An 18,200-nucleotide genomic window follows, 5' to 3' on the forward strand; every position below is an offset into this window, starting at 1 on the left:
ATGCGTATCTCCCCCTGGATGCGGCAGCACGTGGCGGCATTGCGTGCGCTGCTCGTGCTCACCGTGATCACCGGAATCGTCTACCCGCTCGCGGTTTTCGCCGTCGCCCAACTGCCCGGACTGCGGGACAGGGCCGATGGCTCCCTGATCGGAGCCGGCGGGACACTCGTCGGCTCCGAACTCATCGGGCAGTCGTTCACCGATGCGGACGGTAACGCACTCGTGCAGTATTTCCAGAGCCGGCCGTCGGCGGCGGGCGGTGGATACGATCCGCTGTCCACCGGTGCCTCCAATCTCGGACCGGAAAGCATCGTCGACAGGCCCGGAGGCCCGAGTCTGCTCACCACCGTGTGCACCCGCAGCAAGGAGATCGGCGAGCGGGAAGGAGTCGACGGCAGCAGACCGTTCTGCACGAAAAGCGGTGTGGGCGCCGTCCTCTCGGTGATCGGTCCGCGCGGGGCCGACGGGGAGGTGACCGCCCCGGTTCGGGTCGTCAGTGTCAACGAGACCTGCCCGGCCCAACCGTTCCTACGCTCCTACCAGGGTGTGCGGGTCGAATGCGCCGAGCCGGGAGCGGATTACTCCCACGGCCGGATCGTGCCGGTCATCGGTGACACCCCGCGTGATCCGCGGGTGCCCGCCGACGCGGTCACCGCGAGCGGCAGTGGTCTGGACCCGCATATCTCCCCCGAATACGCGGCCATCCAGGTGCCCCGAATCGCCAAGGCCCGAGGCGTCACCGAGGACCGGGTGCGCGAAGTGGTCGCGGCGCATACCTCGGGGCGGGCACTGGGGTTCCTCGGCGAGCCGACCGTCGAGGTGGTGCGGTTGAACCTCGAACTGGATCGGCGATATCCCCTCCCGGGGTAGCCCTTCGCTTCTCGCGCACGGACGGAGTCGCAGACCGACCACCACCCCACAAGGTAGTTGCAAATCACAATCGGAATTACCCTGGAGGTAGGCGATAGTAGAATGCAACCACTTCTGAGGAGGTGGGATGGAACCCCGATCCGGATGTCCGATCAACGCCGCGGTGGAGGTACTCGGCGATCCCTGGACGATGTTGGTGCTGCGCGACGTGATGTTCGGCAACCGGCGTCACTTCCGCGAGCTGCTGCACGGCTCGGAGGAGGGGATCGCGTCCAATATCCTCAGCGACCGACTCAAACGCCTCGTCGCCGCCGGCCTGCTCACCAAGGCCGACGCCGGACGCGGCCAACGGGCGGCGTACTCGCTCACCGAGGCAGGTATCACGACGCTCCCGGTAATGGTCGCCCTCGCCAACTGGGGACTCGACCACCGCGACGGCACGCCGACCCTGCGTGTGCGCGCCGAACTCCTGCGCGACGGCGGACCGAAACTGATCGAGCGGTTCATGGACGAACTGCGCGAGGCGCATCTCGGCATCCCACTGCCCCACCCCGACCTGCCGCGGGCGAGCGTTCAACTGCGGGAAGCGTATGAATCCGCTGTCGGCGCGGTATGAGCACACGGCCTGATCCCGGCGTCACTCGAGTGGCATGCCCGTATCGGCCCACCCCCGACCCTCGTCACGTCCGCGATACTGCGACCCGCGGGCGGAAACAACGAACCCCAGGCCATCGGGCCCGGGGTTCGTCGAGGATTACGCCGACACCGGCGGCCGAACGTCACGCGGGTCGCGGGTTCGGTTCCCCGGCAACGCGACCAACAGCACCGCGGAGATGGCGCAGGCCGGCAGATAGCCCGCGGTGATCGAGGTCAATCGAACGCGTCGCCTACTACCTGTCGAGCGCCGAGCGTGACCTGGACGAAGCCGGTATCGGCCAGCTGGTCGCCGTATCCGACAAACTCATCGTCCGAGCGCCGGGATCGGCGCTGCGCCTGCTGGACCGCGTCGCGGATGTCGCCGGTCCGGACCGGACGACCGGCTGCGGCGGTCACTCGGTCGGGTGTCCATCCGCCGCCTCGCCATCGGAGCGTCTCATGTCCCGGGCCTTGCGGCGCCACTGTGCGATCAGTTCGCGCGACCGGTCGGCGAACTCGGCCCGGTCCGCCTCGGGCCAGGTGTCGACGTCCATATCCAGTCCCCGTTCGAGAACGAAATTCATGAAATGCTCGCCGGTCGCCTTGCTGCGCTGCCGGATGAACTCCGCTTCTGCGGGGGTGATGTTCACAGCTTCTTCATCAGCCATAGGTCCATCCATTCCATGATGCGCACACCCAGCCGGGGATCGTCACCGACCACGGACACCAGTTCCAGGGGCGAGGGGTATTCGGTAACGGTTTCACCCACGGTGACGGGCTCTGCGAACCGGGCGAGCAGACCGTCCAAGATATAACGATCGGCGGGGGACGCCGTCTCGCGCAGGCTCGACAACCGCTCCCGTATCTGCTCGACGCCCTGTGCCAGCCTGACCGGATTCGGGTTCCAGTCATAGCCGGCCCGTGCCCAGAATACGGCTCCCTTCTCGGCGCCGGTGCGGACCTGCACTCGGTCCACGCCAGAGGAACGGTAGTAGTCCTCCACCGCGTTCAGGAACATGGACGAGAACCCTCGGCCGCGAGCGTTCGCGTTCTCGATATTGAGCGCGGCGACATCCACCACGAACCGGTCGTCACCGTCGATCGCGATGATCTGCCGTACGTATCCGATCTTGGTGTCCTCGTCGAGGATATCGGCTTCCACCCTGATGGCGGCCCGGATATCGGGTTCGCCGGCGACATTCATGTGTTTGCCGACGACCTCGCCCAAGCGGTACGGGCCGTACTGTTGCCCGAGCCCCTGCAGCCGAGCCGTCAACGTCTGGTTATCGGGGGTATCGAAAAGCTCTCGTACCGGAGGGAGGTTCGACAGATCCGGCTGTGGCCGAGACGCCGGCCCGGTGTTCGCCTCCGCGGAAGTGGGGTCAAGTCGGTCGGAAGCGCCGGCACCTGGGGAATCGACCACCGAACCGGCTTCCTCGCTCCGGGTGCGCGGTGCACCGGGTACCCGGTCGGCGTCGGCCGGGGACCGGTTCGGCGCCACGGTGGATTGCCGGTCGGGAAGTGTTTGTTCCCGTGCGATATCGGCGACTCCAGGGAACCGTTCGGAGAGAACGGAGGTGAGCGTGGCGGCACGCGGTGCGGCATGAAGGTCCGGGATGTTCGCACGTGTGCTCCGAAGATAGAAGTTGGTGAGGCCGACCGCGGCGGCGGAGAGCTCCGACGGCCATGCGTGGGCAAGGAGCTCGTCCATGATGTCGCTCATCTTCTCGGCGGCCCGCGACATCGCGCGATGTTGGTCGACCTGGTCGTCCAGTGCGGCGCGAGCCATATTCCGGGCTTCCTGCGCCTGCATCTGCGCCTCGAAATCCCTGACCTCGTGGTCGATTCTGGTTTCGTCCGCCAAGGCCGCGGCGATCCGACCGAACGGTTCGTCGTCGGGGGCGTCCGAAGGCGCCAGGCGATCCCGCTCTTCGAGAACGGTTCGGATCAGGATGTCACGCGCGCGCTCGGCGGACACATCGGCCGCGTGCTGCTGTGCGGCGGCCACCCGTTCGGTGGCGTAGGCCCGTTCCTTCGCACCGATGACACTCTCGACCGTGTGCGCTTCGGCGAGCGCCGCCATCCAGGACGGTTTGCTGGACGCCCCGTTCAATGCGTCACCGACAAACCGGGTGAAGTCGTCCAGCACTTGTATCTTGTGGTTGTTCCGCTCCTCGATGGTGTCCCTGACCGCCGCCCACGCCCCGGCACTGTCCTGATATGCCGTATTCGCCCGGTCGTACGCGTCACCGACCCTGTCCCACATATCGTTCAACAGGTTCTCCGCAGCGAATTCGGCGTCGGCGTCCGAATAGATCCGCAGCTCCAGCGATTCGAGCTTGGCGTCCAGCCAGGCCAGCGTGCGTAACCTGGCCTGGCTCGCGGCGTCGGTTGCCGCCATCTCGGCGACATTCGCGTCGAACATCGCGGACTCCACGGCCGCGTCCAGCTCCGACAGGCGGGTAGTGGCCTCCTGGATTCGGGCTGCCTGCTCCGGGAACGGCACTTCCGGGCCCGTCACGGCCGGTGCCTCGGGTTCGATCCCGACTTCGTCGGGGAGAGGTGCCGTGGTGTCGTCCGAGGCAGCAGACGGGGCGAGGTCACCGTGGTCCGGGCCATCGGATCTGACCAGATCAACGGAAACGCTCTCGGGAGGTTCACCTCCGCCACCGGTCGTTTCGGGCTTGACGCTCGGCGTATCCGGGAGGCCGGCCTCCGCCTGTGCCGCCATAGGTGCCAGCGGTGCGGCATGTGCGGTGTGTACGGCGTGGACAGCGCTGCCGACGACCCCACCGACCAGTCCGGTGACGATTCCGACGTGCAGATCTTCGAGGGTCGGCATGGCGACGCCGTCTCCGAAGAGCACGGGAGCCACCGCGGCGGCGCCGAGACCGGCGCCCGCACCGGCGATCCCACCGACCCCACCGAGCAGCAGCATGTTGCCGGCCGTGGCCCACCTGCCGGCCGGTGCAGTGATGCCGGTGTGCAATCCCAGCCGGCCGGCCAATCCGGCGGCCGCACCGGCGCCCGCCGCACCACCGGCCGCGCCGCTGATACCAGCAATAGCGATCGATTTCCAGTCGAAGGTTTTCCGATTGCCCTGCGCCCACTGCCACCCCTGTGCCGCTGCCATCACTCCGGCACCGGTCACCGCGCCGAGGACTGTGGAGGCCAACACCATGGCACCGCGCGAGGCGGTGGCCCGGGCCCCGCTCAGCGTGATCGTCTCGACCACCGAGCGCAGCACTATCCGCCACGCCGCCTGCGCGACGACCCGGTCGGCGGCCATCTTCACCGGCGCTGCATACAACAGATAGGCACTGGCGACGAGCTGGATCACCATAACCGTGCCTATGCCGATCCAGTTGAGTTGCCCCAGTTCAATGGAATTGGCGCCCGTGTACTGCTGCTCGGCCATCGAATCGTGGTAGTCGGCCTGCATCGACAAATCCCTGGCCAGATCGGCATACCGCCGCGAAGCCTCGGCGTAGGTATGTCCCTCGCCGGATTGCCGCAGCACGGCGGAGACCGTCTCGCACCGGCCCGCCAGCACCCGGCACCGTTCGGCCGAGTCCGACCACGCGTCGCCGGCCAGCCGCATCTCCCCCGGCTTCCCATCCGGGTACGGCCCGAGCACCTGCTCCACTAGGTCTTCGGGAAAACCCTCCGGCAGCATCATGCGCGTCCACCGATTCGGTCCCGTGCGGTATCGATCAGCAGGCGATGCAGCACCCGCGCCGGCCCGGCGGCCGGCTCACCGCCCAATTCCACCTGGGTGAATGCCGCCACCAGCGCGGCATCCGGGTCGAGACCCGCCGGGGTGAGCGCCTGTTTCGGCAATTGCGTCCGCCAGCTCCGATAACCTGCGACCACCCGCGCCGGTCCGTCTCGGCGGTCCCGGGCACCGCTGATCCGCAGATACTCTTCGATGAGGCTGCGTTCCACCCGACGCCGCAGCCTCGGCCCCACGGCGATGGCGGCTATGGCGCCGAGATCACGGACGAGCACGGCGTACACCGGTCGTCGTTCGGCTTCGTCCACCCATGTGCCCGTCCCGGCCTCCGCCCGCCATGCCTCGGCGAACCGTGTCGGGTCGCTCAGCGCAGACCTGCTCAATTCGATCCACGCGTGGGATGGAACGCTGGATTCGGATGCGGGAGAGGGATGATCGCCGACCGACGAGTCGGGAAGTGCCCTACGGCCGTCACGGCGATACGAAACATGCCGGTCGGAAACCACCTGCGACAGTGCCCGGCCGGGCAGATCGGCGACCGCCAGACCGGCCGGCCCGATGAAGGGGTGCCGGTCGAGCGTAGTGGTGATCGCGTCGGCGATCTGGCGTGCGATCTCGGAATCCAGGCCGACGGTGTCGAACCCCACGACGGTGAGGCCGTACCGTTCGGCCATGGCCGACATTATCCGTGCTGCCGCAGGGTCGGTCGCGGGGCTTCCGGCCGTCGGCCCGAGTGCGGGTTGCGGGCGCCGACGACCGGGGTCCGTACCCTTGCCGGCCGTGCGCGGTGTGCCCCGAGCGGCGGGCGGCCGATGAGCCGGCGGCGGGGAGGAAGCGGGGGCCGAGACCCGATTCGGCGAGGGCGTCGATGGTCGCGACCACGGTGTGGTGGTATCCGGCCGGGGTTGCGGCGCGGTCGACCAGGGCGTTCGGCTCGGTCCGCACCCGGTGGGGCTCACGGTGTCCGGCCGGACCGGTGTTATCGGCGAGGTGGTTCGACCCGGCACGGCACCAGTGGCGGGAAAAGCACCGGGTAGCGGCTCACTCGTCTGGGCGAGGGGAGGGTCCGGCTCCGCGAGCGGCGGTGCCGTGCCGGCCAGAGAAACGGTGGGCCGCGTGTCCGGTGGCGCGGACCGTACGGATAGCCCCTCGGATAGGTCGGGTGGCTCGTCGGATCCGCCGGATGGCCGTCCGCCGGCAGTGCCCGATTCGGCTGTCGGCGTGGCGAGCGCACCCACGGTCCCGAAGGTCGGGGTGTGCCCGGATAACCCGACGTCCCCGGGTGGTGGCACGCCGTCGCCGGCCGGTGCACCGCGTTCGGCCGGTATACCGTGACCGGCCGGTATACCGTTGCCAGTGAACGACCTCGGGGCAGACCGGTCGCCGACCGACTGCCCCGAATCGCTCGTCATCGGCCCCGAGCCGCGAATGTGACGGCCGAGTTCAAGGTCGGCGCTTTCGAAACCATGGGTGGCATCGGCTATTCCGGAGCTCATACGGCGCAGGTTCTCCACCAGATCTTCGAAGGCACTCAGACCCTTGTCGGCACCCGGCAGATAGGTCTCGGCGAATGCCTTGCCCGGTGGATCCTCCCCCCAGCACGCACCGCACAGTTCAAGGGCCGTGCGCAGTTCGGTGAGTGCCAGCCGAGCGTCTTCGGCAATAGTTTCGAGTTCCGGGGCCAATGCCCGCAACTGTTGCGTGTCGACCTCCAACCGACCGCCCATTGCCAGACCTCCTCGGGCGAAGACCCCACCATCAGTGTCGGCGGTTACACCAAGACGGTTTTCGCGCTGTCGCCGCACTGCGAGCGAGGTGAGGACAGCCCACTGCCCGAGGGGACCTTCTGCCGCCTTTTCCCGTTCCGAGCCATGCCGTATCGGTTCTACGGGTAGCGTCTCGCCGCTACGTCCGACACACAGGTCGCCGACCGACTTCGTTTCATGACATCCAGCTGGGCGGCCGATACTCTCATACCTGGCTCCGATCGTCGGTGTCGTCGCCTGGACCACACGCTCGAAAACGCTGCCGTGCGAACACGGTCGGCTCCCGATACAGCTGCCCTGGCATACCTCGCCGCGCTCATGCGGCTACGCGATGGCCACGTCGGCACCGATGTTGCGGCCGGCGGCTCAATTGTGATTGACACGGCCCCTCTTGCCAAGTAGGGATCTCCCTATTTCGATGCCCGAAATCCATTCGGACCCCGCTGCCGGCAGAGCCGTTGCGAAAGGTGTATCCCACTCGGGCACGTGGCCCTCCGGTCTCCGCCGACTCCGAAATCAAGCGAACATTGTCGCGAGTAACGATCCTCGACGTGGCACCAAAGGTTCACCGTGACGCATGATCTCGGGAGCGCCGTCACCCACGACGACCGAACAGTCCCGAGGCAGTGCGAGGTAACCGACGATGGCCGGGTTCGCTACGGCGAGCTCGTAGAGGGTCGCGCCGCGCAGCGTGTCGTCGGTGTGCTCGTGACTCTCACCGAGACAGCCGATGAACCAGCCCGACTCGTCTTCGTCATGCGGGTAGCGATGCATCAGCACGGCCTCGGCATCCAGGAATCCCTCGCAGGTGACGGCGTACTGGACATAGTGCGGAAAGTCCAGCTCGGCTGCCGGTCCGACACTCTCGGCGACTTCGCGTTGGAACCACAGCTGTCCCACCGCCTTCGACGCGCCCGCGGCGAGGATCGGGGGAACATTCACGAAATCAGGCTCGCACAGGCCCAGCGTGCCGTCCTCACGATCCACGACGTAACAGTTCAACCACCCGATACTCACGGTCTGCCCGTCGGTGAAACGGCTGCCCTCCCGTATCGAGTCCTCCAACCACGACACGAGCCAATCGATTCCCAGGCCGGTGACGACATCGGGTTCGTACTCGAGGGTGAACTCGGCCTGCCCGGCGACACCGGCCGCCGTCCTACGCCGCTCCACTGTTCTCCGATGCTCTCGCGGATACCGGTCCGGGCGGCCTTCGGCAAACGCCGGTAGCAACCGAAGGTCTGCCCATGGATATCCTGCCGCAGGATCACCGCCGCCGCGCCGCGAAGCAACACCATCGCACCCTGGACACCCTCGCGCCGCCAGCAACAGCCCGGTCGGCCCGAATCCCACTCCCGTCCGAAAACCACAGCCCCGATCCCGGCACCCGAACGTAGCGGCCGAACGGGTCACCACCGAGTGCGGCCGACGCCCTCCCACCGAGGATGATGTATGCGAAGCTGTGCCGACCGAGTGATACGGAACGCTGGAACGGATAAGCGGGCAGCCTGTACGGTCCGGCCCTACACTCGACGCACACGCATGTTCTCGACGGAGGTGATCGGCGGTTGAATCCCCAGGACCCGCGCGACCAGCACACCGCACGCTATGAAGCCGGTTATCAGCCGGGGAACTACCGGGAGGCCGCCCACGACCGGGACCACGGCTACCCTTCGGGCCCCGGATACGGCCAAGATCCCGGATACGGCCAAGAGGCATACGGCGCGTACGAGCAGCCCGGTTACCCGGACCGGCAGCCGCGACCGCAGCAGGGGCCCGACGTCAACATCGGCATGTTCACCGGTGGGGTGTTCGCGGCGGCGGTGGTAACCGCACTCGCGGCCTGGCTGTGCGCCTGGATCATCGAGATCATCGCCACCCGGGCGAGCGAAAGCGGCAAGTTCGGGGTGTGGAACCCGATGGCCCAGGACGCGTACTGGTTCGCGGTGGTGGCCTTCATCTGCACGCTGCTGGCCGGGGTGCTCTGGTATCTGCTGCGCCTGGGCACTCCGTCGCCGGAATTGTTCTTCAACTGGATCATCGGAATCCTCACGGCCGCGGCGGTGATCATTCCCCTGGCCCTGTCCAGCGACCTCTGGGTGGGTATCTCCACCGGTATCGAACATCTGGTGATCGGACTTCCGATCCTCAGCATGGTGCGCATGGTGGGCGCCAAGAGCATCGTGTACCCCTGAGAAACGAGCGAGCGGACCGTCGTGGCCGGCCGTCCATGGGCAGGCCCGGGAGCCCGAGGCTGCACGACACGACTCGGGTCGGGCCCGCATAGAGTTTCGGGGTGCAGAATTTCGATGCCGACCCGGATCGGTATGCGGGCCTCTCGGCTCATACCGAGCGTTATCTCGGTTCGGCCACCCACGGTGAAGGCCCGAAAACGGAAGGACGCAGCCGAAGATTCACGATCGGCTTTCACACACACCCGCGGTTCGGGATGGTTTCCGCGGTGACCACCGGAGTGCGATCCCAGAACCTCACCACCGACCTCCCCCAGGAGTTCGTCGTCTCGGCCCTGCCCGACCAGCGCGACGAGGCCGCCTATCTGCTGCACGTGGTCGCGGATCGCGTGGTGGTCGGCGGCCGGGGCTACGAGTACGGGCGCGGATACATCAATATCGAGCCCCTGATCCCCGGAAGCGGTATCGAATTCCTGCTCGCCTGGACCCACCCGTACACCGAGGAGGGATTCGACCTCTATCGGGACGAGCACGACGAACCGGCACTGCGGTACATCACTCTCATCCCCGCCACCCGGGCCGAATTCGAGTTCGCACGCGACCGGGACGACCCACTCCCCCTGCTCGAACTCTGGGAATCCCACGAGACCCATCTGCTCGATATCTACCGCTCGTCGGCGGTGTGAGCACGGACGACCGTCGGTTCCCGGGCACTCGCTGCGAGCGGAGCGCTTCCCGCGGACATCCTCGGCCAACACCTGGATGAGTGGCACCATATGGGGCATGAACAAAGCCACCGTGTACCTTCCCGAGGAGTTGGAGGCTCGGTTGGACGCGGAAGCGGCGGCCACCGGGGTCAGCAAGGCCGAGCTGATTCGCCGCGGGGTCACGATGCTGCTCGATGCTTCGACCCGGCCGAAGTCGGATACTTCCCTGCCGGTGTTCCGCAGTGGGCGTTCCCGCACAGCGGACGAGATGGACGACGATATCCACGCCCACCTCGAGCAGCAGGCCGCTCGGCGGTGATCGTTGTCTCCGAACCTCCGGGCTGTTCGCAGCTTTCGATGCCGATCAGGACGAACACGAACAAGCGGTCGCAGTCATGGAGCGGGAGACCCTGGTGATCTCTCCACTGGTGTTGACCGAATTGGATCACCTCATTCACCGTGACATCGGTTTCTCCGCCGCTATGGAAGTGACCGACGCATTGATGGCCCGCATGATCGAAGGGCGATACCGGCTCGCTGAATTGAAGCATGTCGATCTGGCCACAGCACAGACGGTGCGCGCCAAATATGAAGGACTGCGCCTGGACTTGGCGGACGCTGTCGGCGTGGTCCTGGCGGACAAATACCGCACCGACAGTATCTTCACTCTGGATCAACGAGACTTCCGCGCCATAGAGCCACTCACCCAGGGCGTTTCGGCCCTCCGGATCTTTTCGGCCGATATGTAGCATCGCGAATACCGCGGCGTTACAAACCTGTTCGCCGGCTTACCGGCGAGAAAGTCGGCAGACGGATGAGCAACGGCAACCGAACACAGGACCGGTGAATCCTTATCTGTCTCCGGGCGACGGACGGTTGAGCGCCCACTCGATGAGGCGATCGACATATCCGCCGGCGTGGGATCGGTCGGCATAGGCGCGGCGCAGCCCGGCACACGCGGTCCGCAATTCCGGTGTCTGCCCGTGCTCGGCCAGCAGCACCACCAGCGCATCCCAATGACCCACCTCTTTGTCCGGCAACGCCGACAGCTCGGCGGCATAGCGCCCTGGTTTCAGCAGCTCCACCGCCCGGCCCGCCTCCTTCGCCACTGCGGCAAGAAGATCGGCACGCAGCCGGTTCACGTCCGCGCCATCCGTCACCCGCCACAGGTCGGTGCCGTCCACACACCGAACCCGCCCTTCGAGGACCCGAATCCCGTCAGCGGCTTTCGCCTTGTCGATCGAGCCGGCAGCCCCGCGTTTCCATTCCCACCATATCTTCGGCACTACGGACGTATCGAGAAAGAACAGCCGGTCGTCCCATGCCGAGCCGCGCGACCCCTGCTTCTGGACCACGACAACGCCCTCGCCGGTGACAAGCCGCCAGACACCGCCGAAACCGCGAAAGCCCATCGGGCGAAGCACCGTACCGATATCCCGCATCAGGGACCTGACGACAGCGTCGAGATCAAGCATTTCCCGACAATAAGATCCGGCCCGGACAACAGCACCACCGCTCGGACTTCTCCGGCACGGGCACCGGGGACCCGACGCACCGGCATACGGAGCGCGGTGTCGGTCACCGGCCGGGAGCTCCTCGTCCGCCCAGCCGGCACCAACCACCGAGCCGGCACCTACCCCCAGAAGGCGCTGAACAGCGCGAGTGTGTCCGGTAGCTTCACTTCTGTAGTCGATTCAGGGGGAACTCCGAATATCGTCGGTGATATCACTGTCGTGCCCGAGAAGGTGCGGGCGGTCGACCGGTTGTAGTCGATCTCGCCAAATCGCCGCCCTCACTCCGACTCCGCCGGCGCCTACCGTACGACAGAAGCCATAGGGATGAGGCCGAGGTCGGCGAGTACAGCCGCACCGCGGGCGGCATGGTCACCGCCGGCGAGCACTCTGGTTCGTGCCGACTGATAACCGCAACCGGCGGCGTCGAACGCGTCCACCGTGGCGAGCAGCCGCTCCCGGTCGTTGGTGAACAGTGCTTCCGCCCGCGCCACGATGGCGCCGGCGACAGGATTGCCCGCGACGAGGGACCGGGCCTCGGCCAGCCGGTCGCCGGCGTCGGAGCTCCCGGCGAGCACCGCAGCCTCGGCACGCAGCGCCACATACCAGTGGAGCCAGATCCAGGTGATCCACCGCCACACCTCGCCGGGCTCGGCCGCCATCCGTTCCAGCGCCGCGCGCGCCTGCCCACGGTGAAGCAGGGCCAGCGCGTCGAAGACGGCGCCGTAGCCGTGGGTATGGCCCGGTAGGGGGCCGAGCCGACGCAGCACCGCGTCCCATTCGTCGCGGGCATCGTGGTCGTCGCGCAGATCGTGGATCATCGTCACGCCGGCCACCGCCGGACCGAGCGCCGACATGGCGGGATTACCGGCCCGCTGCCACGCCTCGAGGAACCGGACACTGTGGGTGAGTACCTCGTCGACATTGCCCGCCAACGCGTCCGCGACCAGCAGTCGGCTCGTCGCACGATGACCGACCTCGGCCGGCAACGGATGATCCGCGAGTTGCCGTGCCCACCGCCGGGCACCTCGTAGGTCTCCGGCGCCGAGGCCGGAATCGGCGGCCTCGCCGAGCGCTTCGATCAGCTCGTGGGTGGCGGCCGGGGTAACCGGAGCGGACTCCAGCAACACCATCCGCCGCCGCGCTGTGGCCGCCGCGGCGAAGGTGTCGCCGGCCCAACTGTGGACGCCTGCAAACGTGTCGAGCGCGGCGGACTCGGCGAGCGGATCGCCCGTGCGGTGAGCGAGTTCGACCGCGTGTTCGGCACGCTCGATCATCTCCGCTACGGCGTCGACGGGCGGGTACTGGGCCGGGAGGGCCTCGGTGAGCGCACGCCCGGCGTCGGCCAGTGCCGCGGCGGCCCGTGCGGCCGGATCGTCTCCGGCCAACCGCCGCGCTTCGGAGACGAGAACGACCGGTTCCTCCGGCGACAGGGGCCGGGCGAACGTGGTCGCGAACCGGTACGCGGTGGCGGCGGCGGACGCCAGGCCGCGGGCGGCTCCCGCCATGTCACCGGACCGACGGGCGGCCTCCGCCGACGCGCGGTGCAGGCGGTACATATCATCGCCCCGCATCCGGCATCCGGCCACGGCAGCGGCATGCCGCAGCCACGAGGCGGCGGCCGTATCGTCCGCGAGCGTGGCCGCCTGCTCATAGCGCATCTGGGACTCGCCGATCAGGTTCCGGGCGAAGCACAATTCCGCCAGGTGCCCGGCCAGGGCGTACGCGTCCGCGCGCCGCTCCGGCCGGTCGGCGGCCCACGCCAGGGCGGCGCGGAAGTCGTCGGCCACCGCGTCGAACCGGGCCCGCCGGTCCGCTTGCGCCACGGCCAGGTCGGCGGCCTCCGTCAGGCACCAGCGAAGATGCCGGGCCCGGGTGTCGTCGAGCTCACCGGCCTGCTCGAGCTGCTCCACCCCGTACCGACGAATGGTTTCCAGGGCCCGGTACGCGGTTCCGCTCGAGCCCGTCGTCACCACCAGCAGGCTCTGCTCGGCGAGCCGGGCCAACCCGTCGGCGACCATGGTCGTCTCGGACGCGGTCACCTCCGCGGCCGCCTCGACGGTGACCGATTTCGTGAACACCGAAACCCGCCGCAGAATCATTCGATCGTTCGGCTCCAGCAGAGCATGACTCCAGTCCAGCGCTGCCCGCACCGAACGGTGCCGATCCTCGGCACGCGAGCCGCCGGCCAGCATGCGAAGCTGATCGGACAGACCGGCTTCGAGACCATCCAACCCGAGGGTGGTCCAGCGGGCCGCGGCCAACTCGATCGCCAGCGCCACCCCGTCCAGCCGCTCGCAGAACGCGGCGACCCGGTCACGCAGCGCGTGGTTCGGCGGCCAACCGCTCGCTGCCGCGCGATCCATGAACAACGCCACCGCGTCCGAATCACCCGCTTCCGCCACCGACATGGGCGGAACCGGATACACCCGTTCGAACGGCACCATCAGCCGCGCCCGACCGGTCACCAGCACCGTCACCCCCGGACATGCCGCGAGCAGACGTTCGAGGAAGGGCGCCACCCCGTCCCGCACATGTTCGCAGTTGTCCAGCACCAGCAAGGCGAGCCGGTCGGCCAGCGCGGTCGGCACCGACTCGTCCATGCCACGGCCCGGCTGCTCCCCCAGGCCCAGCGCGAGCGCGACCGTACCGGCGACCGCGCGAATATCCGGATTGGTGACCGGTACCAGGTCGACGAACCACACGCCGTCGGGGTACTCGCCGGCCACCTCCGCGGCGACCGCCAACGCGAGCCGTGTCTTACCCACACCACCCGGCCCGACCGCGGTCACCTGCCGGTGCCCACGGAGCAGCTCGGCCAATTCGGCACGCTCCCGCACCCGGCCGATGAACGAGGTCAGCGATGTCGGCAGGACCGGGGCCGGGAGTGACCGCTCGGCACCGGTCGCCCCGGCCGCGCGCTGGGCGAGTGCCCGCCGATCCGGAACCTCGAGCTTGCGCAGCAGCGAGGAGACATGGCTTTCCACGGTCCGCACGGAGATGAACAGTCGCGTGCCGATCTCGGCATTACTGAGGTGCTCCCCCACCAGCGCCAGCACTTCGGCTTCCCGAGCCGAGATCTCCACCGTCGCCACCACGACCTCATTCTGCCGTACCCCGGTCCCGGGATCGGACTCGGTGGTCTGTTTCCGTGGTGGGAGGTGGTGATCCGTGCCTCCGATCAGTGGACGGTTCCGTGGTCGCCACGGATGTGGACCGGGCCCATCGGAGGAGAAACTGTGAACACATCCGGTTCGCCCCACCGGGCAGACCAGGACCCACGACCTCAGGAGTGACCATGACCAATTCGTCCACCCAGGGCATCAAGACCGTCCTGCATCCGGTATCCGATCTGACGGCGGCCAAGGCGGTGTACACCGCCCTCCTGGGTATCGCACCGCAGACCGACTCGCCCTACTACGTCGGCTTCGAAGCCGAGGGCCAGCACATCGGCCTGGTGCCGGACGGTGGCCCGCAGAGTATGGCCACACCGGTGGCCTACTGGCACGTCCCGAACATCGAGGCCAAGCTGTCCAACCTGACCGCCGCGGGCGCCACCGTGAAAGAACCCGCGCACGAAGTCGGGGGTGGCCGCCTGGTCGCCACCGTCACCGACATCGACGGCAACGTCCTCGGCCTCATCCAGGACCGCTGAGTGTCGCCCGCGCTCATCCGTCCCACCGACGACCCCTACCCTCTCGAACTCACGCAAAGGAACCGACCCATGGCTGCCCAGAAGCCCGCCACCCGCGCTACCCGGACCAAGACCACCGCGGGATTCAGCGACGAAGAACGTGCCGCGATGAAAGAGCACGCCAGTGAACTGAAGACAGCCGCCCGCCGCGGCCCCCGCGCCACCGAGGCGGACGGCGAGAAGGATGTGCTCGCCAAGATCGCCGAAATGGCGGAATCCGATCGTGCCCTGGCCGAACGGATCCATGCCATCATCACCGCACACGCACCGGGCCTGTCGCCCAAACTCTGGTACGGCATGCCCGCCTACGCCAAGGACGGCAACGTCGTGTGCTTCTTCCGCAGCGCGGAGAAGTTCAAGACGCGGTACGCCACACTCGGTTTCGAGGACAAGGCGAACCTCGACGACGGCACCATGTGGCCGACCTCCTTCGCACTGACCGCACTGACCGCCTCCGACGAGGTGATGATCGGCGAGCTCGTGAAGAAAGCGGCCGCCTGAGGGCAGCGCCTGCCCCGCCCCTGATGGCAGGCCCGCCCGCGTCAGCGCATGTGATGCCGCCCATCGGGCCTCCTGTGCGGCCCATGGCCCGGCTGCCCGGTTTCCGGAAACGAAACCCCCCGCTGTAGCGGACGTTCGCCGAGGGCACCTCTACCGGAGAGTGAGTGGCGACCGGCTCACCGAGTCGATGGGCACCGGGTTCGCCGTCCCGACAATCAGCACTATGCGCGGATTCCTCCGCCTCCTGCCAATACTCGCCGCCTGCACGGCCCGGTCCCACTCCGGGCCCGTCATGGCGGTCCCGCCCGAAGAATCCGATATTCGTCTGCGCCATCATCCCGTATCGATCGACTATTAGGCCCACGAAGATGCGCATATCGATATATCCATCGTTCTGAACCGCGCCGACGACCAGGCGCACCGGATCGGCACCCTGGTCTCGCTGCCGGACGGACCCGCACCTCGGGAGCGGCGAGATCCCGCGGGCGGTGAATTCCCCCGGAACTGCACACCCGATTCGATATCGTCTCCCTCGACCCGCGCGGTGCGCGGCGCAGCCACCTCATCCGCTGCGATTCCGGCTCGGTGGACGACCGACCCGGCCCGGTGCCGGACGCGGGCGGAGCCCGGCCCGCGTTCGAAGAATGGTCGCGCGATGCTCATGTGGAGACTCCGCTCCGGATAAGGAGGGGTTCCGGGCCATACGGTAGGGTGTCCGTAATACCTGGACCCGATCTGGGCCGATACCCTTCGGCGCGAATTCCGAATTCCGCGCCGGGAACCGCAACTCCGCCTCGACGGGCGCACAGCCCGACCGGACCTCGCGGTCACCTCCGATGCCGAAAGGCGCCAATACCTTCATGCCTGCCAACGCTGCTGCCGCGCGTTCATTAGCCGACCTCGGCGTGCGCGCCGATATCGTCGACGCACTCGCAACCGACGGAATCATCGAGCCGTTCCCCATCCAGGCCGCCACCTTGCCCGATTCACTCGCCGGCCGCGATGTGCTCGGACGCGGTAAGACCGGCAGCGGGAAAACCCTTGCCTTCGCCATTCCGGTCGTCGCGCGGCTCGCCGGAGCGATCCGGGCCCCGGGCCGGCCCACAGGGCTGATCCTGGCACCCACCCGGGAGCTCGCGACCCAGATCGCCGCCACTGTCACGCCGCTGGCCGAGATCTGCGGACTGCGGGTGACCACCATTTTCGGCGGTGTGCCGGCGAACCGCCAGGTCAGAGCGCTGAAGCAGGGAGTCGATATCGTCGTCGCCTGCCCGGGCCGACTCGAGGACCTGATCCGGCAGCGCGCCCTCACGCTGGACGATGTGCGGATCACCGCGCTGGACGAGGCCGACCACATGGCCGACCTCGGATTCCTGCCCGCGGTGACCCGCATCCTCGCGGCCACTCCCCCGGACGGCCAGCGTCTGCTGTTCTCGGCCACTTTGGACAACGGTGTGGGGAAGCTGGTCGACCGTTTCCTGCGCACACCGGTCTCGCATTCGGTCGACGAGGCGGCGGCCCCGGTGCCGACCATGCGGCATCACGTCTTCGAGGTCGACGGCGCCGACGCCAAGAAGGAACTCGTCCACGCGCTGGCGGCCGGAGGCGGACGCCGCATCCTGTTCATGCGCACCAAACACCACGCCCGCCGACTCACCACCCAGCTCACCAAATCGGGTATCCCGGCGGTCGACCTGCACGGCAATCTCTCCCAACCGGCGCGCGACCGCAACCTCGCCGCGTTCGCCGCGGGTACCGCCCGGGTGATGGTCGCGACGGATATCGCCGCGCGCGGTATCCACATCGACGACCTGGAACTGGTCGTTCACGTCGACCCGCCCGCCGAACACAAGGCCTACCTGCACCGCTCGGGCCGAACCGCCCGCGCTGGTACGGCGGGAACCGTGGTCACACTGGTCTTGTCCGAGCAGCGTAAGGACGTGGCGGCGCTGCTGCGCAAGGCGGGCATCGATGTCCAGCCGCGTGCGGTGACCGCCCACTCCCCGATCATCACCACCCTGACCGGTGGTCCGGTACCCGCCGAACCCACTCCCGCCGAACTCCCGGCCTCGGCGCCCGGTCCGGATCAGACTCGGGCGGCCACCGCCAAACCCAGAAAATCCAGGCGCGGACGCCGGCCGGCCGGAGTCGGCGGCGCAACGGACCAGCCTCGGGAGGCGAGGCCGGCCGCTGCCGAGCGGGTACCAGCACAGGGCAGCGCCCGAACCCGGTCGGACAGCACGGGCAAGCAATCGGCGCAGGGCTGTCGTTCCGGCGCGGCCGAACACGCCGGCGTGCGCGGGACCGCCGGGCGACGCGGGAGTTCTTCCGGACGGGCCGGGAACCGTGCGGCGGCGGGGCACGAGGTCCGCCGGCCTGCCGCCGCAACACGGAAGCAACCGCCATCCGGGGCGGACGCGGCCACCGGGCGCGGTGGTGCCGGAACCGGCGACCACACCGACCCGGTGCGTGGGCGCCGCACGCCCCGCCGGGCAACCCGGCCCGCGGGCTGAGTCCTACGATGTCCCGCGACCCCGTCCGATCGACGTCCCGACGGTCCTGAGTCCAGCCGTTTCCCGGTGGACCCAGG

General features: G+C 68.1%; 18 protein-coding genes. 11 read left to right on the forward strand and 7 right to left on the reverse strand.

Translation table 11 applies throughout. From position 1 onward, the window contains the following. Positions 1 to 870, forward strand: a complete 870-nt coding sequence (locus tag ON20_RS18410) for a potassium-transporting ATPase subunit C (protein WP_040837117.1) — start codon at positions 1 to 3, stop codon at positions 868 to 870. A gap of 127 nt (positions 871 to 997) precedes the next feature. Then, on the forward strand, positions 998 to 1,486 hold the full coding sequence (locus ON20_RS18415) for a winged helix-turn-helix transcriptional regulator (RefSeq protein ID WP_040837118.1): 489 nt from the start codon (positions 998 to 1,000) through the stop codon (positions 1,484 to 1,486). A gap of 254 nt (positions 1,487 to 1,740) precedes the next feature. On the opposite strand, the gene ON20_RS18420 is transcribed toward ON20_RS18415, so the two are convergent. Genes ON20_RS18420 through ON20_RS18435 form a run of 4 tightly spaced genes read right to left on the reverse strand, consistent with a single transcriptional unit; the run spans position 1,741 to position 5,913 of the window. Next, positions 1,741 to 1,923: a hypothetical protein gene (locus ON20_RS18420; RefSeq protein WP_040837119.1), complete on the reverse strand. Its 183-nt coding sequence runs from the start codon at positions 1,921 to 1,923 to the stop codon at positions 1,741 to 1,743. Continuing rightward, positions 1,920 to 2,174, reverse strand: coding sequence for a hypothetical protein (locus tag ON20_RS18425; protein ID WP_157228889.1), 255 nt, complete (start codon positions 2,172 to 2,174; stop codon positions 1,920 to 1,922). Before ON20_RS18425 ends, ON20_RS18420 begins: the two co-directional genes overlap by 4 nt. Further along, complete coding sequence (locus tag ON20_RS18430; RefSeq protein ID WP_040837121.1) at positions 2,153 to 5,185, reverse strand: hypothetical protein; 3,033 nt, start codon at positions 5,183 to 5,185, stop codon at positions 2,153 to 2,155. The genes ON20_RS18425 and ON20_RS18430 overlap by 22 nt, the downstream gene beginning before the upstream one ends. Further along, a complete protein-coding gene (locus tag ON20_RS18435; RefSeq protein ID WP_157228890.1) occupies positions 5,182 to 5,913 on the reverse strand; it encodes a hypothetical protein in 732 nt (243 codons plus the stop codon). The genes ON20_RS18430 and ON20_RS18435 overlap by 4 nt, the downstream gene beginning before the upstream one ends. A gap of 756 nt (positions 5,914 to 6,669) precedes the next feature. Here ON20_RS18435 and ON20_RS18440 point away from each other — a divergent pair. Next, complete coding sequence (locus tag ON20_RS18440; RefSeq protein WP_040837123.1) at positions 6,670 to 7,134, forward strand: hypothetical protein; 465 nt, start codon at positions 6,670 to 6,672, stop codon at positions 7,132 to 7,134. Positions 7,135 to 7,521: 387 nt separating this feature from the next. Here the strand turns inward: ON20_RS18440 and ON20_RS18445 are convergent, their stop codons facing one another. Beyond that, positions 7,522 to 8,178: an immunity protein Imm33 domain-containing protein gene (locus ON20_RS18445; protein WP_040837125.1), complete on the reverse strand. Its 657-nt coding sequence runs from the start codon at positions 8,176 to 8,178 to the stop codon at positions 7,522 to 7,524. 395 nt (positions 8,179 to 8,573) lie between these two features. Here ON20_RS18445 and ON20_RS18450 point away from each other — a divergent pair, with 395 nt between their 5' ends. The 4 genes from ON20_RS18450 to ON20_RS18465 all read left to right on the forward strand — a co-directional run bounded on the left by ON20_RS18450 (position 8,574) and on the right by ON20_RS18465 (position 10,653). After that, the gene (locus ON20_RS18450) at positions 8,574 to 9,200 is read left to right on the forward strand and encodes a hypothetical protein (protein ID WP_040837128.1); all 627 of its coding nucleotides are present in this window, start codon (positions 8,574 to 8,576) and stop codon (positions 9,198 to 9,200) included. Between the two features lie 266 nt (positions 9,201 to 9,466). Then, the gene (locus ON20_RS33215) at positions 9,467 to 9,883 is read left to right on the forward strand and encodes a suppressor of fused domain protein (RefSeq protein ID WP_157228891.1); all 417 of its coding nucleotides are present in this window, start codon (positions 9,467 to 9,469) and stop codon (positions 9,881 to 9,883) included. 97 nt (positions 9,884 to 9,980) lie between these two features. Beyond that, positions 9,981 to 10,223 (forward strand): ribbon-helix-helix domain-containing protein, encoded by a 243-nt coding sequence (locus tag ON20_RS39040; protein ID WP_051162762.1) that lies wholly within the window; start codon positions 9,981 to 9,983, stop codon positions 10,221 to 10,223. Beyond that, a complete protein-coding gene (locus tag ON20_RS18465) occupies positions 10,147 to 10,653 on the forward strand; it encodes a PIN domain-containing protein (RefSeq protein WP_438803422.1) in 507 nt (168 codons plus the stop codon). Before ON20_RS39040 ends, ON20_RS18465 begins: the two co-directional genes overlap by 77 nt. A gap of 102 nt (positions 10,654 to 10,755) precedes the next feature. Here ON20_RS18465 and ON20_RS33220 read toward each other — a convergent pair whose 3' ends face one another. Continuing rightward, on the reverse strand, positions 10,756 to 11,379 hold the full coding sequence (locus tag ON20_RS33220; RefSeq protein WP_083865031.1) for a DUF4304 domain-containing protein: 624 nt from the start codon (positions 11,377 to 11,379) through the stop codon (positions 10,756 to 10,758). Positions 11,380 to 11,475: 96 nt separating this feature from the next. Here ON20_RS33220 and ON20_RS37405 point away from each other — a divergent pair, with 96 nt between their 5' ends. Beyond that, positions 11,476 to 11,673, forward strand: a complete 198-nt coding sequence (locus tag ON20_RS37405) for a hypothetical protein (protein ID WP_040837130.1) — start codon at positions 11,476 to 11,478, stop codon at positions 11,671 to 11,673. A 44-nt stretch (positions 11,674 to 11,717) separates the two neighbouring features. Here the strand turns inward: ON20_RS37405 and ON20_RS18480 are convergent, their stop codons facing one another. Continuing rightward, the gene (locus ON20_RS18480) at positions 11,718 to 14,513 is read right to left on the reverse strand and encodes an ATP-binding protein (protein WP_174361908.1); all 2,796 of its coding nucleotides are present in this window, start codon (positions 14,511 to 14,513) and stop codon (positions 11,718 to 11,720) included. 200 nt (positions 14,514 to 14,713) lie between these two features. Here ON20_RS18480 and ON20_RS18485 point away from each other — a divergent pair, with 200 nt between their 5' ends. The 3 genes from ON20_RS18485 (at position 14,714) to ON20_RS18505 (ending at position 18,123) form a co-directional block, all read left to right on the forward strand. Next, positions 14,714 to 15,070, forward strand: coding sequence for a VOC family protein (locus tag ON20_RS18485; protein ID WP_040837277.1), 357 nt, complete (start codon positions 14,714 to 14,716; stop codon positions 15,068 to 15,070). A gap of 69 nt (positions 15,071 to 15,139) precedes the next feature. Next, entirely contained in the window at positions 15,140 to 15,610 is a 471-nt protein-coding gene (locus ON20_RS18490) for an iron chaperone (RefSeq protein ID WP_040837279.1), read from the forward strand. A gap of 860 nt (positions 15,611 to 16,470) precedes the next feature. Beyond that, positions 16,471 to 18,123, forward strand: coding sequence for a DEAD/DEAH box helicase (locus ON20_RS18505; RefSeq protein ID WP_083865051.1), 1,653 nt, complete (start codon positions 16,471 to 16,473; stop codon positions 18,121 to 18,123). The last annotated feature ends 77 nt before the right edge of the window (positions 18,124 to 18,200 follow it).

The organism is Nocardia brevicatena NBRC 12119, from assembly GCF_000308495.1.
Classification (GTDB): Bacteria; Actinomycetota; Actinomycetes; order Mycobacteriales; family Mycobacteriaceae; genus Nocardia; species Nocardia brevicatena.